The organism is Arthrobacter sp. NyZ413 (genome assembly GCF_049390645.1).
In the GTDB taxonomy this organism is placed as follows: Bacteria; Actinomycetota; Actinomycetes; order Actinomycetales; family Micrococcaceae; genus Arthrobacter.
Genome location: NZ_CP155434.1, coordinates 444,629 through 463,224, shown reverse-complemented (window position 1 = coordinate 463,224; position 18,596 = coordinate 444,629). Strand labels below are relative to the sequence as shown.

General features: G+C 65.1%; 19 protein-coding genes. 12 read left to right on the top strand and 7 right to left on the bottom strand.

The window, feature by feature from the left end; translation table 11 throughout:
* Nucleotides 1-24: 24 nt before the first annotated feature.
* Nucleotides 25-660, top strand: a complete 636-nt coding sequence (locus tag ABCW42_RS02245) for a DedA family protein (RefSeq protein WP_423183330.1) — start codon at nt 25-27, stop codon at nt 658-660.
* Here the strand turns inward: ABCW42_RS02245 and ABCW42_RS02240 are convergent.
* Nucleotides 657-962 (bottom strand): hypothetical protein, encoded by a 306-nt coding sequence (locus ABCW42_RS02240; protein WP_423183329.1) that lies wholly within the window; start codon nt 960-962, stop codon nt 657-659. The genes ABCW42_RS02245 and ABCW42_RS02240 overlap by 4 nt on opposite strands.
* Nucleotides 963-987: 25 nt before the next feature.
* On the bottom strand, nt 988-3,786 hold the full coding sequence (ppc, locus tag ABCW42_RS02235) for a phosphoenolpyruvate carboxylase (RefSeq protein WP_423183328.1): 2,799 nt from the start codon (nt 3,784-3,786) through the stop codon (nt 988-990).
* Between the two features lie 147 nt (nt 3,787-3,933).
* On the opposite strand from ppc, the gene ABCW42_RS02230 reads away from it, so the two are divergent.
* Nucleotides 3,934-4,770 carry a DUF1684 domain-containing protein gene (locus ABCW42_RS02230; protein ID WP_423183327.1) on the top strand — a complete coding sequence of 279 codons (837 nt, stop codon included), beginning with the start codon at nt 3,934-3,936 and terminating at the stop codon, nt 4,768-4,770.
* 12 nt (nt 4,771-4,782) lie between these two features.
* On the opposite strand, the gene ABCW42_RS02225 is transcribed toward ABCW42_RS02230, so the two are convergent.
* Both ABCW42_RS02225 and ABCW42_RS02220 read right to left on the bottom strand, forming a co-directional pair.
* Nucleotides 4,783-6,018: an acyl-CoA dehydrogenase family protein gene (locus tag ABCW42_RS02225; protein WP_235835721.1), complete on the bottom strand. Its 1,236-nt coding sequence runs from the start codon at nt 6,016-6,018 to the stop codon at nt 4,783-4,785.
* A complete protein-coding gene (locus ABCW42_RS02220; protein ID WP_423183326.1) occupies nt 6,015-6,806 on the bottom strand; it encodes a 3-hydroxyacyl-CoA dehydrogenase in 792 nt (263 codons plus the stop codon). The genes ABCW42_RS02225 and ABCW42_RS02220 overlap by 4 nt, the downstream gene beginning before the upstream one ends.
* A 98-nt stretch (nt 6,807-6,904) precedes the next feature.
* On the opposite strand from ABCW42_RS02220, the gene ABCW42_RS02215 reads away from it, so the two are divergent.
* Complete coding sequence (locus ABCW42_RS02215) at nt 6,905-8,020, top strand: glycoside hydrolase family 76 protein (RefSeq protein ID WP_423183325.1); 1,116 nt, start codon at nt 6,905-6,907, stop codon at nt 8,018-8,020.
* Between the two features lie 16 nt (nt 8,021-8,036).
* Nucleotides 8,037-8,555: a hypothetical protein gene (locus ABCW42_RS02210; RefSeq protein ID WP_423183324.1), complete on the top strand. Its 519-nt coding sequence runs from the start codon at nt 8,037-8,039 to the stop codon at nt 8,553-8,555.
* A 5-nt stretch (nt 8,556-8,560) separates the two neighbouring features.
* On the opposite strand, the gene ABCW42_RS02205 is transcribed toward ABCW42_RS02210, so the two are convergent.
* Entirely contained in the window at nt 8,561-9,163 is a 603-nt protein-coding gene (locus tag ABCW42_RS02205; protein WP_423183323.1) for a YdeI/OmpD-associated family protein, read from the bottom strand.
* 61 nt (nt 9,164-9,224) lie between these two features.
* Here ABCW42_RS02205 and ABCW42_RS02200 point away from each other — a divergent pair, with 61 nt between their 5' ends.
* The 6 genes from ABCW42_RS02200 (at nt 9,225) to ABCW42_RS02175 (ending at nt 14,817) form a co-directional block, all read left to right on the top strand.
* Complete coding sequence (locus tag ABCW42_RS02200; protein WP_423183322.1) at nt 9,225-9,905, top strand: hypothetical protein; 681 nt, start codon at nt 9,225-9,227, stop codon at nt 9,903-9,905.
* 76 nt (nt 9,906-9,981) lie between these two features.
* Nucleotides 9,982-10,521 (top strand): NUDIX hydrolase family protein, encoded by a 540-nt coding sequence (locus tag ABCW42_RS02195; protein WP_133206343.1) that lies wholly within the window; start codon nt 9,982-9,984, stop codon nt 10,519-10,521.
* Nucleotides 10,522-10,607: 86 nt separating this feature from the next.
* Nucleotides 10,608-11,603 (top strand): DUF6707 family protein, encoded by a 996-nt coding sequence (locus ABCW42_RS02190; RefSeq protein WP_423183321.1) that lies wholly within the window; start codon nt 10,608-10,610, stop codon nt 11,601-11,603.
* A 39-nt stretch (nt 11,604-11,642) separates the two neighbouring features.
* The gene (locus ABCW42_RS02185) at nt 11,643-12,371 is read left to right on the top strand and encodes an SRPBCC family protein (protein WP_423183320.1); all 729 of its coding nucleotides are present in this window, start codon (nt 11,643-11,645) and stop codon (nt 12,369-12,371) included.
* A 97-nt stretch (nt 12,372-12,468) separates the two neighbouring features.
* Nucleotides 12,469-13,749: a tRNA guanosine(34) transglycosylase Tgt gene (tgt, locus tag ABCW42_RS02180; protein ID WP_423184781.1), complete on the top strand. Its 1,281-nt coding sequence runs from the start codon at nt 12,469-12,471 to the stop codon at nt 13,747-13,749.
* 138 nt (nt 13,750-13,887) lie between these two features.
* Entirely contained in the window at nt 13,888-14,817 is a 930-nt protein-coding gene (locus ABCW42_RS02175) for a hypothetical protein (protein ID WP_423183319.1), read from the top strand.
* Nucleotides 14,818-14,910: 93 nt separating this feature from the next.
* Here ABCW42_RS02175 and ABCW42_RS02170 read toward each other — a convergent pair whose 3' ends face one another.
* Both ABCW42_RS02170 and ABCW42_RS02165 read right to left on the bottom strand, forming a co-directional pair.
* Entirely contained in the window at nt 14,911-16,434 is a 1,524-nt protein-coding gene (locus tag ABCW42_RS02170; RefSeq protein ID WP_423184780.1) for a DUF6297 family protein, read from the bottom strand.
* Nucleotides 16,435-16,436: 2 nt separating this feature from the next.
* Complete coding sequence (locus ABCW42_RS02165; protein WP_423183318.1) at nt 16,437-17,123, bottom strand: ABC transporter ATP-binding protein; 687 nt, start codon at nt 17,121-17,123, stop codon at nt 16,437-16,439.
* Nucleotides 17,124-17,303: 180 nt separating this feature from the next.
* On the opposite strand from ABCW42_RS02165, the gene ABCW42_RS02160 reads away from it, so the two are divergent.
* Both ABCW42_RS02160 and ABCW42_RS02155 read left to right on the top strand, forming a co-directional pair.
* A complete protein-coding gene (locus ABCW42_RS02160; RefSeq protein WP_423183317.1) occupies nt 17,304-18,005 on the top strand; it encodes a queuosine precursor transporter in 702 nt (233 codons plus the stop codon).
* A 46-nt stretch (nt 18,006-18,051) separates the two neighbouring features.
* Nucleotides 18,052-18,591, top strand: coding sequence for a DUF6036 family nucleotidyltransferase (locus ABCW42_RS02155; RefSeq protein WP_423183316.1), 540 nt, complete (start codon nt 18,052-18,054; stop codon nt 18,589-18,591).
* The last annotated feature ends 5 nt before the right edge of the window (nt 18,592-18,596 follow it).

Below are 18,596 nucleotides of genomic sequence, written 5' to 3'. Positions count from 1 at the left end.
TCAAAAGTGGGGTAGGTTGTGGCCATGGACGCCACCACCACGGAAGGCTGGGGAGCCGCGATCTACGCGTGGATTTTCCCCATGGTGATAGGCGACGCCGTCTTTCCGCCCATCCCGTCCGAGATGTTGGTGATCACGGGTGGCGCGCTCGCCGCCGAGGGCCGGGTCAACCTGGTGCTGCTGGGTTTGATGACCGCGGTGGCTTCCTGCCTGGGCGACCTCTTGGTTTTCCAGCTCTTCAAGCGCCGGCTCTCGCATGTGCTGGACCGATGGGCCTGGGGACGCAAAGTCCACCAAGGCATCCATCGAACCATCGCGAAGGCGGGCCGCTCGTCCACCTACGGTGCGATCATCGGCGCGCGATTCGTCCCCGGAGGGCGGCTTGCCGCGTCGGCCGCGGCGGGAATCGCCGAGGTTTCGACCCGCGGTTTCAGCCTGTGCGCCGCTTTGGGAGGCGTCTTGTGGGCGACATGGCAGGCCGGCCTCGGGTACTTCGCAGGATCCACCACGAAGCTTCCGTTCTGGGCGAGCTCCCTGATCGGCGTCGGCGTTGGCTTGCTGATCGGCGTCGTGCTCGGGGTGATCGTGACGCGCCGCCGCGGCAACCGCTCGCCGGTCGACGAGCCGGTCGACGAGCCTCTCGAGGACGCTGGCGACTAGATCGGCGCCCACTTGCCGCGGCTGCGGCGCAGCACGTATAGGCTCCCGGTCAGCGCTACGCGTTCGACGGCGTCGCGCATCATCGCCGCCGACTGGCGCGCTTCGCTGTTCTCGCCCGGGTAGTCGCGTGCCTCGACGAGGAAACGGAGGCTGATCTGCGGAACCCCACCGACAATGTCCAACTGGTTGGATTCGACGTGGTGTCGCGTTTCCAAGGCCTCCACCGCTGCGGCCATCACCGACTCAGGCGGATTGCCCGGTTTCAGGCCGGTGATTTTCAACTTGGTCTGAAACGAAGGCATCCCTCAACCCTAACGCCGCTGCGGCCTACCCCGTGTTGCGGAGGCCCGCTGCGACTCCGTTGACGGTGATGAGCATGGCCCTCTGGAGCCGTTCGTCGATCTCCGCGCCGGAAATCGACGCTTCACGGACGCGGCGCAGCAACTCCACCTGCAGGTAGCTGATGGGGTCGAGGTACTGGTCGCGGATTTCGAGGGATCGCTTGAGCGTCGGCTGGGCTTCGAGGAGCTCGGTTTCGCCGCTCAAGAGCTCGACTTCGGCAACGGTGAGCTCGTACTCGGCACGGATCGCCTTGAACAAGCGGTGCAGCTCCTCGGGGACCAAGGAGGACACGTAGTGCCCGGCGATGTCCATGTCCGTCTTGGCCAGGGTCATCTCCACATTGGAAATCACGGACTGGAAGAAGTGCCACTTCTCCATCATTTCGACCAGTTCGGCCGTGTTGCCGGCTTCGCGCGCGGCCTTCAGGCCCGAGCCCACGCCGAACCAGCCGGGAACGATCTGCCGCGACTGCGTCCAACCGAAAACCCACGGAATGGCGCGGAGGCCACCAAGACCGGCGCCGGAATCCGGGCGCTTGGACGGCCTGGAGCCGATGTTCAACGATCCGAGCTGCTCCACCGGAGTCGACGTAAGGAAGTACGCGGGGAGGTCGGGATCGTCGATCAACGAGCGGTACTGGGCGAACGCGGCGTCGGAGATGATCTCCATGACCTGTCCGTAGCGTTCGCGCTCGTCGTCGGACGTCCGCGGCGCCCGGTGCAGGGCGGAACCCTGCATCACGGCAGCGAGGGAAAGCTCGAGGTTCTCGCGTGCGAGCTCCGGAAGGGAGTACTTGTCCGAGATGACTTCGCCCTGCTCCGTGAACTTGATGGCGCCTTCGAGCACGCCGTTGGGCTGGGCCATGATGGCGTCGTAGGTGGGTCCGCCGCCTCGGCCCACGGAACCACCGCGGCCGTGGAACAAGCGGACGCTCACGCCGTGCTTGGCAGCGACGTCACGCAGCTTGCGCTGGGTCTTGTGGATTTCCCATTGGCTGGTCATGACGCCGGATTCCTTGTTGGAGTCCGAGTAACCGAGCATGATTTCCTGAACGTCGCCGCGCAGCCGCACCAGTTCCCGGTAGGAGGGGTCGGAGAGCAGCAGGTCCACGATTTCGGCCGAAGCGCGCAGTTCCTCAACGGTTTCCAGGAGCGGCGCGAAACCGATCTTGGCGTAGGGGGCCGCGCCGAACAAGTCGATCAGTCCGGCTTCGCGCGCCAGGACAGCGGCGGCCAGAACGTCGTCCGCGCCGCGCGTCATGGAGATGATGTAGGTTTCGACGACGTCCGGGCCGTAGGTCTGGAGGGCGTGGCGGATGGAACGGAAGACGTCGTACGTACGGTCGCCGTCGCCGTCGAGCTTGATGGGGTGGCCGGACAGCGGACGGCGCGAGGCCAGTTCCCTGCCCAGGAGCTCGAAGCGCGCCTCGCGGCTCAACTCACCGTAGGGAGTGCCGGCGCCGATCCGGTCGACCAGCTGCCCGACGGCGTCGTGGTGGTAGTCGGCGTGCTCGCGGATGTCGAGGGTGGCCAGGTGCAGCCCGAATGACGCGATCGCGCGGCGGACTCGCGACAGGGCGCCGTCGGCCACCAGCACGGCGGAGTGCTTGCGCAGCGAGTCTTCCAACAAATCCAGTTCAGCCAACAGGTCCGAAGTGGAGGCGTAGTCGCGGCCGGGTTCGTGGTGCTTGGCGGCGGACACGCGCCGGCCCGTGTTGATGAGCTTGGCCTTGATGCAGGTCAGCTTGAGGCGGTACGGCTCCTGGGCGTTGAGCTCCAGGATGCGCTTGTCCAAGCCGGGGAGGTTCTTGAGGTCGACGTCGATCGAGTCCAGGAGCTCCTGCTCTGCCGACACCAAGGCCGTCGAGTTGGAGAGGACGGAGATGAGTTCGTCGATCATTGCGATGCTGATCCGCACGGCATGCTGGTTCTGCAACTGCAGGATTTCGCGCGTGACGGATGCCGTGACGTTCGGGTTGCCGTCCCGGTCTCCACCGATCCACGAACCGAAGCGGACAGGGGCGTTGTGCGCGGGCAGGACCACTCCGCGTTCACCGAGGAGCTCGGAAAGGTCCGTGAGCATTTCGGGCATGGCATCGGTGAGGATGCTGCTCAGGTAGTAGATGGCGTTGCGGGCCTCGTCAACCGGTGTGGGACGGACCTGGCGGAGCTCATCCGTCTGCCACATCTGGTCGATGATCTCGGAAAGCTGGCGGTCCTGCCGACGGCGGGCTGACGTGCCTTCCACCGTGGTTTCGGCCAGGACGTCGGACAGCTTGCGGATCTTGTCCAACACCGAGCGGCGCGATGCCTCGGTGGGGTGCGCGGTGAAGATGGGGCGGACGTCGAGCTCGTTCACGACGTCCTGGAGGGCAGTGGTTCCGGCTTCGTCCGCGATTTCGGCAACTGCCTTGGCCAGCCAGCCGTCCTTTTCCTGGCGGGTGCGCAATCCGCGGACGCGGTGCACTTGCTCGGCGGCATTCGCGAGGTGGAAGTAGAAAGCGAAGGCGCGGACCAGTTCCGTCGCTTCCTCAAGCGGCAGGGAGGCGAGCAACTCGCGGACCTGGGCGACGACGTCGTGCGCGCTCCACGGTCCGGTGGCGTCGGCACCGCCGCGGGCGGCTTCCTTCGACTCCTTGGTGAGCAAGCGGACCTGCTCCACGAGGCGCAGCAGCTCGGGCCCGTGTTGGCGGACCAGGGACTCCCCCAACAGCGTGGAGACCCGGCGGACGTCGGCCCGCAGTTCCGCGGCGAGGTCGGTGCTCAGATGTGCAGTGTGAACCATGAAAAATACCTTCTGGCGTTGGAGTGGCCCGTACACTGCGCTGGATACTGTGAGCCTGCTTACTAATATTTCCAAGAAAATCCTACCCACAGCCATTCCGATGGTGGCAATCTGTCTCAGATATTGACGCCCCGACTTGGAGGAACCATGAGCACAACAGCCCCCGCACCCAAGGCCCAGGTGGAACGCTGGGAGCGCTTCCGCAACGGACGCAACTCCGCACTCGCAGCCGACCATGGCTGGCTGACGCTCACTTCCTTCCAGTGGCTCGAATCGGAACCCGCCGCCGTCGAACTCGTCCCGGGGCTCTGGTCAACAGACGGCACGACGGCGACGCTCACCGCGAGCGCGGCGGCCGGGCTCACGCTCGTGGGCACCGGGGCTCCCGTGGATGGCACGATTTCGGCCACCCTCCAGGACGAGGAATCGCTCATGTGGGTGCAATTCGGTGGTGCGGACGGCACGCAGGTGGTGGTTGAACTCGCCATGCGCGCGGACAAATATGCCATCCGCACGAGGGACAACGGCTCGGCAGTGCTGGCGGAGTTCGACGCCGTTCCCACCTACGAGTACAACCCGGACTGGGTGCTGGAGGGCCGTTTCGAGGCCTACCCCGAGCCTGTAGATGTACCGATCGGGACCGCCAATCCCTTGGTGGACGGCGTTCACCGATCCGTGGGCGAAGTAGTCTTCCGCGTTCCGGGGCTCCCCCACGAGGTCCGGCTGCATGCTGAGGCCGAGAAGCTCGGCGCCCTCAACGTCACATTCCACGACGAGACCAACGGCAACACCACGGACGAATGGCGCAAACTTGGTCTGGCTCGGCCCCGGCAGGATGGCTCGGTAGTGCTCGATTTCAACCGTGCCATCAACTACCCCAGCGCCTTCACCCCGTACGGCACATGCCCCATGCCGGTAGCGGGCAATTCGATCGACGTTGCGGTTGAGGCCGGGGAGAAGCTGCCGGTCGGGCGGATCGTGTAGTTCGGGAGCCGGTTAAACGATCGCCGAAACCCCCGTCACGGCCCGGCCGACGATGAGCGAGTTGATTTCGTAGGAGCCTTCGTAGGTGTAGATCGCCTCGGAGTCGGCGAAGATCTTGGCCATCCTGTAGTCGGTCACGATCCCGTTTCCGCCCAGGATGGACCTGCCCATCGCTACGGTCTCGCGCATGCGGGCGCTGCAATAGGACTTGGCCAGTGCCACTTGGGCCATGTTGGCACCCCTGTGCCGCACGCCGTTGCTGTCCGTGTACAAGTCTTCCTGCAACTGGGCGATCCGCACCATCATGCCCATGCTGGCCACGGCGTTTCCGAGCATGTCCACCAGTTGCTGCTGGATGAGCTGGAATTTCGCCAGGGGACGGCCGAACTGCGTCCGTTCGAGCGCGTATTGCCGTGCGACGTCGAACGCTGCCAGTTGTTGGCCGACGCTTTGCCACGCGACCATGAGCCGGGAGCCGCGCAGCAAGTGGTTGGTGTCGGTGAAACTGTCGATACCGGCAAAGCGGTCCGACTCCGCGATCTTCACGTCCTTCAACACGATGTTGGCGTTTTGGACAGTGCGCAGGGCGATCTTGTTCTCGATCTTGGTCCGGGTCACTCCGGGCAGGCTCGCGTCCACGATGAACCCCCGGATTAAGCCGTTGGCTTCGTCCTTGGCCCAGACAAGCATGTGGTCGCAGAACGTCCCGTTGCCGATCCAGCGCTTGGCGCCGTTGAGCACCCAGTGGTCGCCTCCGTCGTCGGCTCCTCCGGCCACGCGCCGAGCCACCGTCTGGAGGCCGCCGGCCACATCTGAACCGTGATCAGGTTCGGTCAGCGCGAAAGCGCCGGTGGTCCGCAGGTTGGAGGCGTCGTCAAGGTAGCGGTCCTGCTGCTCCTTGGAGCCGAACTCGTACAGTGCTTCGACAAAGAGGTCGTGGTGGACCATGAAGAACGTTGCGATGGAGGTGTCCACCCGGGTCATCTCGGCGATCACGAGCCCGGCGAACAGGTTGCTGTACCCACGGTGGGTCGGGGTGCTCAGGCGAAGCGCGGCGAGTTTCGGCAGGATATGCGATGGGAATTCGGCCTTGTCCCACCAATCCTTGGCGTAGGGGGCGATCTCCGTGGCGAGGAATTCCCGGAGCTCGTTGAGCTTGCGTTGTTCCTGGACGCTGAGGAGGGACTCGAAATCGAAGAAATCTGCCCCCGGCAAAGAGTCGGCCAAAGAGTCACGCAGTGCGCTCACTTCGGCGCCATCCGGATGGCGCCGTCGAGGCGGATGGTTTCCCCGTTGAGCATGGCGTTTTCCACGATGTGCGCCACGAGGTTCGCGTATTCGCCGGGGCGGCCGAGTCGGGCGGGGTGAGGCACTTGCTGGCCGAGGGAATCCTGTGCTTCCTGGGGCAGGCCCGCGAGCATGGGGGTTTCGAAGATTCCGGGTGCGATGGCCACTACCCGCACCAGCGAGCGCGCCAGTTCGCGTGCCAGGGGCAGGGTCATCGCTGCCACGGCTCCCTTGGACGCGGCATAGGCCGGCTGCCCGATCTGGCCGTCGAAGGCGGCAACCGACGCCGTGTTGATGATGACCCCGCGTTCCGCTCCCCCCAGTTCAGTGGTTGCCGGCTCAGTCTGGATCATGGCCGCTGCCGCGAGGCGGATCACGTTGAAGGTCCCCACGAGGTTGATCTGGATGACCCTGTTGAAGTCCTCCAAGGGCAGGACTCCGTCCTTTCCGAGCACCTTGCCCGGGGTCGCGATGCCGGCGCAGTTGACCAGGATCCGCAAGGGCCCCATGGCGACGGCTGCGTCAACGGCGTCCTGGACATGTTCCTCGTTGGTGACGTCGGCCGGGACGAACACCGCTTTCCCGGCGGCTCCCAAGGAATTCAGCTCGGCGGCGAAGGCCTCTCCGTGGGACGAAGGGAGGTCGAGCAGCACCACGGAGGCACCGGCGTCGAGCAATCTCCTGGCCGTGGCGGCACCGAGACCGGAAGCCCCTCCAGTAATCAGTGCCACTGTGCCTTTGATGTCCATCCATCCTCCTTGATGCGGAACTGCGTACTCAGCGTGGAACCAAATCCGTTAATGCATGTTAACTGAAACACATCGATTGTGCACGGTAGGCTAGCAGCATGGCCGGCCCCGAAGTCCCTCCAGGCGCCTCCGGAAATCCGGACTGGGCGGCACACGCCAACCAGGCTGCCCGTTCCGTCACCCGGCATTTCGGGCGCCGCCTCCTCTGGCTACCAGGAACGCACATTGCCGCGCCGCTCCGGCCGTTTCCTTCGCCGTTCGCGCCCTGGAACTATTGGTGGCAAGCGCATTACGTCGATTGCCTCGTAGACGCTGGCGTGCGCGAACTCGCCTCCGGTGCAGCGTTCGACGGCGGCAGCCGGCCGAGCGCGGGGCGCCTCGCTTCGCGCCTGGTCACCAGCATCCGGCTCCGCAACGGCTTGCGCTACGTCAACAGCTACTACGACGACATGGCCTGGCTCGCCCTCGCCGTGCTCCGCCTGGACGCCCTCGCCGCGAAGTCGGGCAAAGCAGGCCGCCGGCGCAACGCCCGCATCCAGGAAATCCTCTCCCCGCAATTCGAATCCGCCTCCACGGACGACCTCGGCGGAGGAACCTTCTGGAGCACCGCGCGCGACTTCAAGAACACCCCCGCCACAGCGCCGGTAGCTTTGCACTTCGCCCGGACCGGAAACCCAGAACGGGCGCAAGGATTGCTGGATTGGCTCAACGCGACACTCATTGATCCCGGCAGCGGGCTGTACCTCGACGGCGCCCGCCTGCATGCCGGCAAGCTTGCGATCGCCCCGGAGATCTACACCTATAACCAAGGACCGGTGCTTGGCGCCTTGCTGGAACTGGGCGGCGACGCGAACCTGGACCGGGCGGCCGCGCTGATCGCGTCGATCACCGCCCATTTGGCGGACGATGGACATGTCCTCCGCGGGGAAGGAACGGGCGACCGCGGCCTCTTCACCGGGATCCTCGTCCGCTACCTCGCGCTCGCGGCCGCAGACCCACGCCTTCCCGAGCCCTCCCGGGACACCGCCAGGCAGTTGGTCTTCGGGACCGCCGAGGCGCTGTGGACCGGCCGGAACGACGACGGCGGGTGGACCGTTTTCTCGACGGAACCACAGCGGCCGGCCACCGAAACGTATCCGCCGGGCACCGCCGTCGAACTCTCAACGCAACTGCAGGCGTGGATGGTGTTGGAAGCCGCGGCGCGGATCCAATGAGGCCTACTCTTATTCCGTGAACCCTGTGCCGAGTCCAATGCCTGTCACCGTGGTGGCCGCGCCTCCGGAGTGGTGGCAAATCGTGAGCGCGCTCAGCCCCTTGGCGGTCCTCGTCGCTGCCATCGTCGCGGCGACCGTCGGACTCCTGACACTGCGGCAAAAGGCGAGGTCGGACAACAGGTCCGAATGGTGGCGCCGCGCCCAATGGGCCCTGGATGCTTCCCTGTCCCGCAGCCGCTCCGAGGCCGAAATGGGCCAAAGGGCCATTGACCTCCTTGGCCGGAGCGAACTTGCGAGCCACGAGGAACTCGCCCTCCTCAGGGTCGGGACCGAAGACGCGCTCGCGGCAGCTGCGGCGGCTCCGGGACCGCGGACCGTCCAACCGCCGCAGCCGCCCGGTCCGCCAGGCCCTCCTGCCCCGGAGGACCACAGGGTCCAGATCGCCGCAGCCAAGGCGAGGATCACGCTAGACCAGCGGCTCGGCGAAACGACTCCTGACTGGATCGTCGCGTTGTCCCGGGAGAAGCCTGAATAGGCACACTATCCCTCCACAGACGGCTTCTTCTTCTGCGGATGCGGCGTTTCCTGACGGGCCAGCATCTCCACGAAACCCGCAATCTTCTTGGCCCGTGTCTCCGGCCTTTTCACCGAATTCGTGCGGTAGATCAGGGCATATCGATTGACCGACGTCAATACGTCGAACATCGCTTGGGCATCCGGATCAGCAGCAATCGCCGCGGCAAGGTCCGCCGGAACCTCGGCATCCGCCTGGCCAACATAGGCGGCCTCCCATCGACCGTCCGCCTTGGCACTCTCGACGGCGGCCCGTCCTGCCGGGGTCATCCTGCCTTCCGCTTCCAAGCGGGCGATGTGCCCGACGTTCCGCTTGGACCAAGGACTCCTCGGACCGCGGCGGGTCATGCGTTGGAAGACGCTTTCGTCGTCGCGCCTCCGGCCCTGGCCGTCGATCCACCCGAAGCACAAGCACTCATCCAAGGCGGCCGCGTAGTCCAGCTCGGTGACATTGCCGCCCTTCTTGTGCAGCACTAGCCACACGCCCGGACTATCGGCGCCGTTCTTTTCGAGCCACGTCCGCCATTCCGCCGCGTCCTTGACGATCAATTCTTCGAGTTCAACAGCCATGGCCCCATTCTGGCTCCCGCTAGGCTGGGACAAAAGTCCCTCTCTGACCGCCGGAGGTTCCATGCTGCGCGTGCGCCCCATCCTTTTCACCGCCGATGCCTCCGCCTGGAAACACGTCCTCGAAGCCCTCGGCCTCGTATGCGTCCAAAACCAGGCCGGCTGGATGGAGTTCGACGCCGGTTCGGGCAGGGTCGCGCTCCACCATTCCCCCACAGGATCGCCCGGCGGCACTGTTTTCGGCGTCGAGGTCGGCGACCTGGCCGAGTTCGCCCGGCGCACCGTGGCCGACGGAACCCGCGCCGAGCTGATAGATGCCGACCTCGGCCAAGCCGTCCGCATCACCGCACACGACGGCTTCACGTTCCTCGCGGACAAGGCGACCAGCCGCACTACGAGCCCTGACGCGGATCCGGCGCTCGCCGTCGTCGGGACCTGGCTTGCCCCGGATGTGCCGCAAGCCGCAGGGGACATGCGCAACATCGGGGCGCGAGCACGGAACATGTCCCCCGGTGCGGCGGACTTCACGTGCAAGAACGGCGGCATCCTCCAGGTGCGCCAGTCCGGCAGCACCTCCTCCGGTCCCCTCGCTTTCGAGTACGACGGCGACCCCGCGGCGCTCGAGGTCCGGCTCGCCGCCGCGGGCCTCACCGCTGCCCGGAGCGGCGGGTCGCTCACAGTCCCGGCACCGGGAGGCGCGAGCATCAGCGTGGCTCTCCCCCGCCCGACGCCCGCTCAGCCCTAACGGCCATTCCACGGACGCTCGCTCAGATACAGCCACCAAAGGCGTGGAACCGCAACGGATGCGGTAGAACTTAACCATGAATGTGCGAACCCCCGACCCCTACTCCGGCTGGCTTTCCGACGAAGATCTCTTCGAAGCCCGTGGCCGACTCCCCATGGTCTACGTTGAAGCCGTTCCCGTCCGACTGGATCCGCTCGGTTTCGTCAACGAGGTAGGTACGCTGCTGCAAGGCGACGCCGACGGCAGCATGGTTCGCTCCTTCGTCTCGGGTCGGGTGCTCTACCGCGAAACAATCCGCGCGGCCTTGTTGCGCCACATGGAAAAAGACCTTGGTCCCTTGGCCTTCCCCCAACTCCCGGTCAGCCCCGTGCCGTTCACGGTGGCAGAGTACTTCCCGGCACCGTCGCAGACCGGCTTCACCGACGACCGCCAACACGCCGTGTCCCTCGTCTACGTCATTCCCGTGACGGGCGAGTGCGATCCTCGCCAAGACGCCCTTGAGCTGACCTGGATGACCCCGCAGGAAATCCTCAGCGATGACGTCCAGCAGGAATTCACCGGCGGTCGCGGCAACCTGGTACGGCAAGCCCTGGCGTTCGCCGGCGTCGGGCAATAGGGCAATAGGGGCGTCGGCATCCCCCACTTGCGGCACGGGGTTGCATAGACTGTTGGGCGGACCCCAAGAGAACCAAAGGATTTCCGATGACTCACAGCCCAGCCCACCAGCAATACCGTGAAATGCAGGCTGGGGCCCTGCAAATCGGGGACTTCCTGTACCTTCCCGGTGAGGGACCGGCAGAGGAAATCGCGCACATCGAGTTCGAACACGACGATTTCGACGTGCCCGCCCTCGTCGTCGCGACCACGGTGGACGGCGCGAGCGTGCGGATCGGGGTCGGGTCCATTGTGCCGGTCGGGGATGCGGCCGTTGTTCCTTTGAATCCGGTCTTAGACGACGAACCGGCGGACGACGACGGTACCCCCGACGACGACGACTCCGCCGAGCCGGTTCCCGCCGTCGTCGTACCACCGCTGCCCGCGGCGGCGCCGACAGTCAGCCCGTCCGCAGGGCCCACCGCCGAGCAGCTTGCCCTCATTCCCGAACCCGGCAATACGCCCGAGAACCTCGTCGCGGCGGCGGCCACGGCCCACCCGGGACGCAACGGCGTGGCGGTGCTGAGCGAAAGGCTCGTCAAGGGAATCAACACGAAATCCGGCAGTTGCCTACGGGACCTCAGCGACCTCGCGCACGACCTCTTCATCGAGTTGCGGGACCCGGAAAACGCCCTGGCCCTCGCCGACATCCTCAACGTCCTCCCGTTCGACGGGAACCGCGACCGGTGGATGTCCGTGGAACGGTCGCTCGCGCTCTCCAGCTTGATCTGCCGGGAACTCGGCCAGACCGATCGCGGCGAAGTCTACGACCAGCTCCTGCGGGCACCCGAAGGACTCGAGACCGATCCGTTCAAGGCCCGGATTGCCGCGAAAGTCCGTCAACGCGGGCTGAACGAACCGAACCTCTACGACAAGGAAATCTTCCGCTCCATCGACAACGGCAACCGCGACGCCGAACGCGAATGGCGCCTCCTCCGGCTGGAAGCCCTCATGTTCCTGCGCTCGCACGGCGGTTCGGACACCATCAGCCTTGAGGAACTCGACAACCGGATCCACAACGAACTCGAGGCAGTCCGCGGATAGCTCTGTCCTGCCCGTCCCAACGGCGGTAGATTCGTGCCCATGACGAACAATCTGAGCGTTGTGATTAATGCAGACGCGCAGCAAGTTTGGACGATGCTGCGCGAACCGTCGCTCGTGGCCCAATGGCACGGTTGGGAAACCGATGAACTGGGCGACGAAATCAACCAAATCTACTTCAGCAACGACGTGGTCGAAGGCCCCGACCATACAAGCCTCACCGTCAACGGAGGCGACGTTTTCGAACTCACCCCCGTCAGCGGGGGCACGGAAGTCCGGGTGACTCGTGCCGCCCTGGACCACGATTCCGAATGGGCCGCCTGGGACGAGGACATCACGCAAGGCTGGCTGACATTCCTCCACCAGCTCCGGTTCACCCTTGAACACCATCCGCACGGCCACCGGCGCACCCACTTCGTTTCCCTGCCCGGGTCGCCCGGAGGCTCGGGAATCCAAAAGCTGGGCCTGTCGGAACTGCCGGCTCCTGGGGAGGAATACTCGTTGACCCTGGCAACCGGCGAGACGATTTCCGGCAAGGTCTGGTGCCGGAGCAACCACCAAGTGGGCCTCACGGTGCATAGCTACGCGGAACACGGCGACGGGCTCCTGATCGTGGCGGACCAGCCCGTCATTCCGGAGAAAAGGCCCGACGGCGGCACGATGGTGATCGCTACGACCTACGACCTCGGTGCCGCGGACTTGGAATCCATCCGCGGCCACTGGGACAGCTGGAAAGCCGAGAACTATCCCGCGGAGGTGCCTTCGCACTGACGATCCGGGCTTTAGGGCTGGATCCGGGCTTTAGGGCTGGCAGACTGTAACGGTGCCAGCCGATACGATCACGCCCGACTCCAGCCCTTACGATTCCGTGCCGCCCCGCCCCGATGCCGGCCTTCCATCGGCAGGGTTTTCCTTCGAGGTGGGGACGCGGCTCGCTGAAACGTGTCCGTCGTCGTCCGCGCTCGTGGATGCCAACGGCGGCGACTTCCTCGGCCGCACGGGAACCATCAACACGCCGCACGGCATCATCCAGACGCCTGCGTTCATCGCCGTCGGGACCAAAGCGACCGTCAAGGCCGTGCTGCCCGAATCCATGAAGGAACTCGGCGCGCAAGCCCTGCTGGCGAACGCCTACCACTTGTACCTGCAGCCCGGACCCGAAATCCTGGACGCGGCGGGCGGACTCGGCGCGTTCATGAACTGGGACGGCCCCACCTTCACCGATTCCGGCGGGTTCCAAGTGATGAGCCTCGGCTCGGGCTTCAAGAAGGTCATCGACATGACATCGGTGGACACCTCCGGACCGGACGACGCCGTGGCACCCGGCAAGGAGCGCCTCGCGCACGTGGACGAGGAGGGGGTCTGGTTCAAATCGCACCTCAACGGCGACCGTCACCGGTTTTCGCCGGAAATCTCCATGCAGGTGCAGCACCAGATCGGAGCGGACATCATGTTCGCCTTCGACGAATTGACCACGCTGCAAAACTCGCGCGGCTACCAAGAGGAATCCCTCGAGCGGACGCGACGCTGGGCCGAGCGTTGCGTCACAGAGCATGAACGCTTGACCGCGTCCCGCGTGGGGAAGCCGTACCAGGCCCTTTTCGGGGTCATCCAAGGCGCCCAGTACGAGGACTTGCGCCGCAAAGCCTGCCGCGACCTCGGCGGGATGCCGTTCGACGGGTTCGGCATCGGCGGGGCGCTGGAGAAGGAGAACCTCGGCACGATCGTGCGCTGGTGCAACGAAGAACTCCCCGAAAACAAGCCCCGGCACCTCCTGGGCATCTCCGAGCCGGACGACATCTTCACAGCCATCGAAAACGGGGCCGACACCTTCGACTGCGTCTCCCCCACCCGGGTGGCCCGAAACTCCGCGTTCTACACACCCTCAGGCCGGTTCAACCTCTCCGGAGCGCGCTACAAGTCCGACTTCGGTCCCCTGCAGGATGGCTGCGATTGCTACGCCTGCGCCAACTATTCACGGGCATACATCCACCACTTGTACAAAGCCCACGAGATGGTCTCGGCCACGCTCATTTCCATCCACAACGAACGCTTCGTGGTGAAGATGGTGGACGACGCCCGCTTGGCCATCGAGTCAGGGGATTTCTTCGAGTTCAAGGCCGAAACCCTGGGGCGTTACTACTCGTAGCTCCCGGTCGAAATCGCCGGAACGGTGCCCGTTCGCCGGACCTTTCGGGCGAGCCGGCACCGTTCCGGCGAGCTCGGGTTTTCCACATAGGCGAACAGATGGCTTCCGCGCCCCCGGACCGCCAGCAAGGCTGGGGCAATGACGCCTTCCCAGCCACCTTCGCTCCCTGAAAAGGGAGACCTTTGGCGCACCGATCAACTCCACGCATACGGGCTCAATTCCCGTGCAATCCTGCTGCTGGTGCGTCACGGCAAGCTTGTGCGGCTAAGATACGGCTGCTACATCCGCGGCGCGATCTGGGAGAAGCAATCCGCGTGGGTCCGCAGCAGGCAATTGATTTACGCACATGCGCATGGAACGCTCACGACGTCGGCGGGAGACTTCGCATATAGCCACACCTCGGCAGCGCGGCTCCACCGCCTCTTCCTCTGGAATGTTGACGACCTCATCCACATCCTGCTGCGGGTCCGGCCGTCCAGCGAGCGTCTTGGCAAGGACGTCCGCGGACATACCAGGCCTTTCGACGAGGCGGACATCGTGACAATCGGGAACCTGCGGGTGACCTCCTTGGAGCGGACAATGGTGGATTGCGCCATGCTGTTCAGCTATAAACAGGCGCTGGTGATCATGGACCATGCGCTCAGGCTTGGCGCCGATCGTGCGCTAGTGCAGGCCATGGCCGACGCGTTGGATGGCCGACGCGGCGTCAGGAACCTTCGAAAGGCCCTGCTCAACGCTGATCCACGATCCGAGTCGGCGGGCGAAACCCTGTGCCGGGAACTGTTTTCGCGGCTGAAGTTGCCGATGCCGGAACCGCAAGTCAAGGTGCGGACCCGGGCAGGTCGGCATCGGCTCGACTTTGCCTGGCGGGAGGCAAAGGTCGCCTTGGAATTCGACGGCGAGGTCAAGTACTTCGATTACAGGCCGACAGCCGAGGTGATTTTCCAGGAGCGGCGCCGGGAGAAGGCCCTTATCGAGGACGGCTGGCGTTTCGTCCGCGTGGAGTGGCAGCAACTCTTTCGCGAGCAGGAATTCAAGAACCGGGTGCTGAACGCCCTCCGTCGATAGGCCACCGACGTCGAAATCGCCGGAACGGTGCCCGTTCGCCGAAAGGTTCGGGCGAGCCGGCACCGTTCCAGCGAGCTCGCGCCCGCGAAACCCTCAGGGACGGTCGGCTGTGGTCACGCCGATCACCAAGAGCACCAGGTTCAGGACCACCGCCGGCATCACCAAGGGCTCCGGGGCATTGAACAGCATCCCAAGGGCCAAGGGAACCAAGGCGAAGAGGCACAAGACGTAGCCTCGGATCCTTGTGCCCAGCATCGCGGGCCCGCTCCTGCCCAGCTGCATGAGGTACAAGAGCTTGGTCAGGTCTTCCTGTTGACGGAAGGCACGGCGCAGCATTCCCGCTCCCAAGCCACCACCCGCCGCGGCGCCCAGGATCAGGAGTTCGGCATGGAAACCGCCGGCAAGCACGAAAAACCCGGCAGCCGCCGTCGTCCATATCCCCATGAGCACCACCGGGAGCGTGGCATGGATCCAGCGCGAGGTCGTCCTGGAGACGGGCAACAGGGCGTCGAGGCTCGGCGCCATGCGCAGTTGCCACAGCGGCCCGGCGATCGCTGTGGAGGAGAAGACCGCCGCGGCCAGCAACACGGGGAGCAAGACAATGGGCGAACCAAACGTCCGGACCAGCCCGACCAACGGGACGACGGCGAGACCCAGGGCCCAACGCCACAACCTTGCGGGCTGTCGTACGAGGACCGTGGCCTCAGCGTGGAACAACGCGCCGGCCGGGGTGCTGGGCACTCCGGGAAGCTTGGCCCTGCTGCGTTTGCCACCGCTGGAGAGGGAAGCACTCAACTCGCCCGTGTCCATCAGGGTCAGCGCAGCTTGGACATGTCCCCTGGCAGCCCCGGCCTTGAGCAGCGATGAGGTCCGAACATTGGACAACTTGTTTCGCATGCCCACGGCTGTCGCGATCAGCACCGCTGCAGGGGCAATGGCAAAAAGCCACGATCCTTCGAGCGTTCCGAACAGTACGGCGCCAAGTCCGGCCGCGAGCACCGCTGCGACGGTTGTCAGGGTTCGGCCTTGCTGCCGACCGGGCGTGCGGGCCGGCAACGCCGACACACGGGACTGCGCAAACGCGGCCAAGGAAAGAATCGCAGCACCGGTGAGCGCACCCGCGAAAATCTGTCCGGCGAGCTCTCCCGCGCTCGAACCACGCACAATCGCGACTGGCACGGTTGCAAGGCCACCGACCACAGCCGCGGCCCCCATCGCCCGACGCAGGCCCCGGGCCAAGAGAGGTTCGCGGTCAATCGCGAGTGAGTACCACCAATGACGTTGGTTCGCCGTAATGGCCAAAGGCCCGAGTCGTCCGGCCACCCAAAACGCTGCGAGGCCGAGGAGCGCGAACGTGGCCCCAAGGCCGTACTCAACCGGAACTACTCCGTAACCCTCGCGGAGAAGATGGCCTCCAAAACCGTGGTTCGCGGCAGCTGTAAGACCGTTGAGCAAACCGGTCGCGTAGATCAGGGCGACGCCGAATGTCAGGAACTGCACATAGAGCTCGCCGAGCCGTGACCACAGCGATTGACCGCGGGGGCGGATGACCCGTCGCGTGGCACGCTCGGGGTCGAAGTTCACTGTTTCCACGGACGCCACTGCAGCGCTGGACATGCTCACTGGCGGATCCTCGCAACTGCGGCGTCGGTATCAACCACGCGCGCACCGCCGTCGTCGACTATCACGGCCGCGGTGCAGGACGCCCGGGCAACGTCGGCATCATGGGTGACCAGCACGACGGCGGCACCCGCCTTCGCGGTGCGGGCGATCCGCTGCGCGAGCAAGCCGCGCATCCGGGTGTCGAGCCGCTGCTCGGGTTCGTCGAGGACAAGGAGCTCGAACGGCCGGATGAACGCCGAAGCCAAGAGGAGCTTGCGGCGTTGGCCGGAGGAAAGCTGGTCCGGAAAGGCGTCCGCCACGGGGTGGAGCTCGAAGAAATCGATCTCTCCCTCCACAGCTTTGTCCGGGTTGGCCAGTCCGTGCCCGCGCGCCACGAGCGAGAGGTGCTCGCGGACGGTAAGCGAATCGAAGTAGGCGTCCTCGTCCAACAGCACCGAAACCCGACGACGGAACAGGGCCGAGCGGTCGTCGGGCAACAACCCCAAAACGTGGGAATCGCCGTCGACCGCGGCTTGGGCGCCGATCATCGTTCGGAGCAGGGTTGATTTTCCGGCGCCGTTTTCGCCCACCATCCCGAGCACCTGACCGGGAAAAACCTCGACGTCGAGCGGCCCGCATACTGCGTGCCCGCCGTAACCAGCAACAAGATTCTCGGCCGTCAACACGGCAGTCCTCGGGCTCATGGTTCGAAACTACCGGACTTCCTTGCGATTCCCTTGGGTCTCGTGGGCCGACGCCCGGGCCATCGGTGCAAGAATTGGTGAGGCTCCGCGGTTTCCCAGCGGATCCACCCTCCAGTGCTAATACAGCGGGGCGTCGTGGTCACTCCGGCGCCTGCGCGAACCACTACGAATGGACAACCGATGACCTCGCCCCTAGAATCCCAAACCGCGACGAAACCCGCGCCCCGTTTCGCCTCGATCGGCTCACCGTATTTCGGCATCATGCTGGCCATCATGGCCGTGGTGTTGATCCTGTCCAATATCGGCGCGTCAAAAGGCGTGGCGTTCGGTCCCATCATCACTGACGGCGGCTTCTTCCTCTTCCCGCTCGCTTACATCCTCGGCGACGTCATGAGCGAGATCTATGGATTCAAGGTTGCCCGCAAGGCCATCATCACCTCGTTCGCGCTCTCCGCGTTCGCCTCGCTGTGCTACTGGATCATCATCGCCCTGCCCGGCTTCACCGACGATTACGGCACTGCCAAGCAGGCCGCCATCGAAGGCGCGCTCGGTCCGGTCCCGCAGATCGTCCTCGCATCCTTGCTGGCGTTCCTCGCCGGCCAGACCATCAATTCCCTGATCCTTGTCAAGATGAAAGCCCGCTCCGGCGAAAAAACGCTGTGGGCCCGGCTCATGGGTTCCTCCGGAGTGGGGGAATTCGTCGACACCCTCATCTTCTGCAGCATCGCGGCTTCGGTCATCGGCATCACGGACTTCGCCGGCTTCGTCAATTACGTCCTGGTCGGCTTCGTCTACAAGGTCGCGGTGCAATACGTCCTTGTTCCGGTGACATCGTTGGTGATCGGTTGGATCAAGAAGCGCGAACCCAGCTACTGGGCCTGAGCTGGCCACTACTGACAATCGTCGTGAGCGGGCGTACGGTACAGCCATGCGCCGCGATGACCTTGAACACGCGATCCGGGCTGCCGCCGAAGTCATTCATGAGGACCGGGTGATCGTGCTTGGCAGCCAATCCATCCTGGGTTCCTTCACCGAGGAGCAACTGCCCGCATCGATTGTCATGTCCGACGCCGTGGACATCGCCCCGTTTTCCGATGACGAGGCAGGCTCCCTGGCGGACAGCATCGATGCCGCCCTGGGCGAATGGTCTCCATTCCATAAGGAGTTCGGCTTCTACATCCAAGCCGCCGAAAGGGAAACGGCTGTGCTCCCGGCGGACTGGGACTACCGGCTGGTAGGGGTGCGCAGCGAACGGACCCGGAACAGCACCGGACTTTGCCTCGATCCGTACGATCTCTGCGCCGCGAAACTCATTGCCGGACGGCCGACCGACCACGCCTTCGTCGTGGCCCTCATCGGAGCATCGCTCATTGTTCCTGCCGAGCTGGTCGCGAGGATCAGGCTGATCGATCCCGCCGAACCCCGGCGCGACGCCGCCCTGTCCTGGGCGATGTCGGTCGGCCGGTAGCGCAC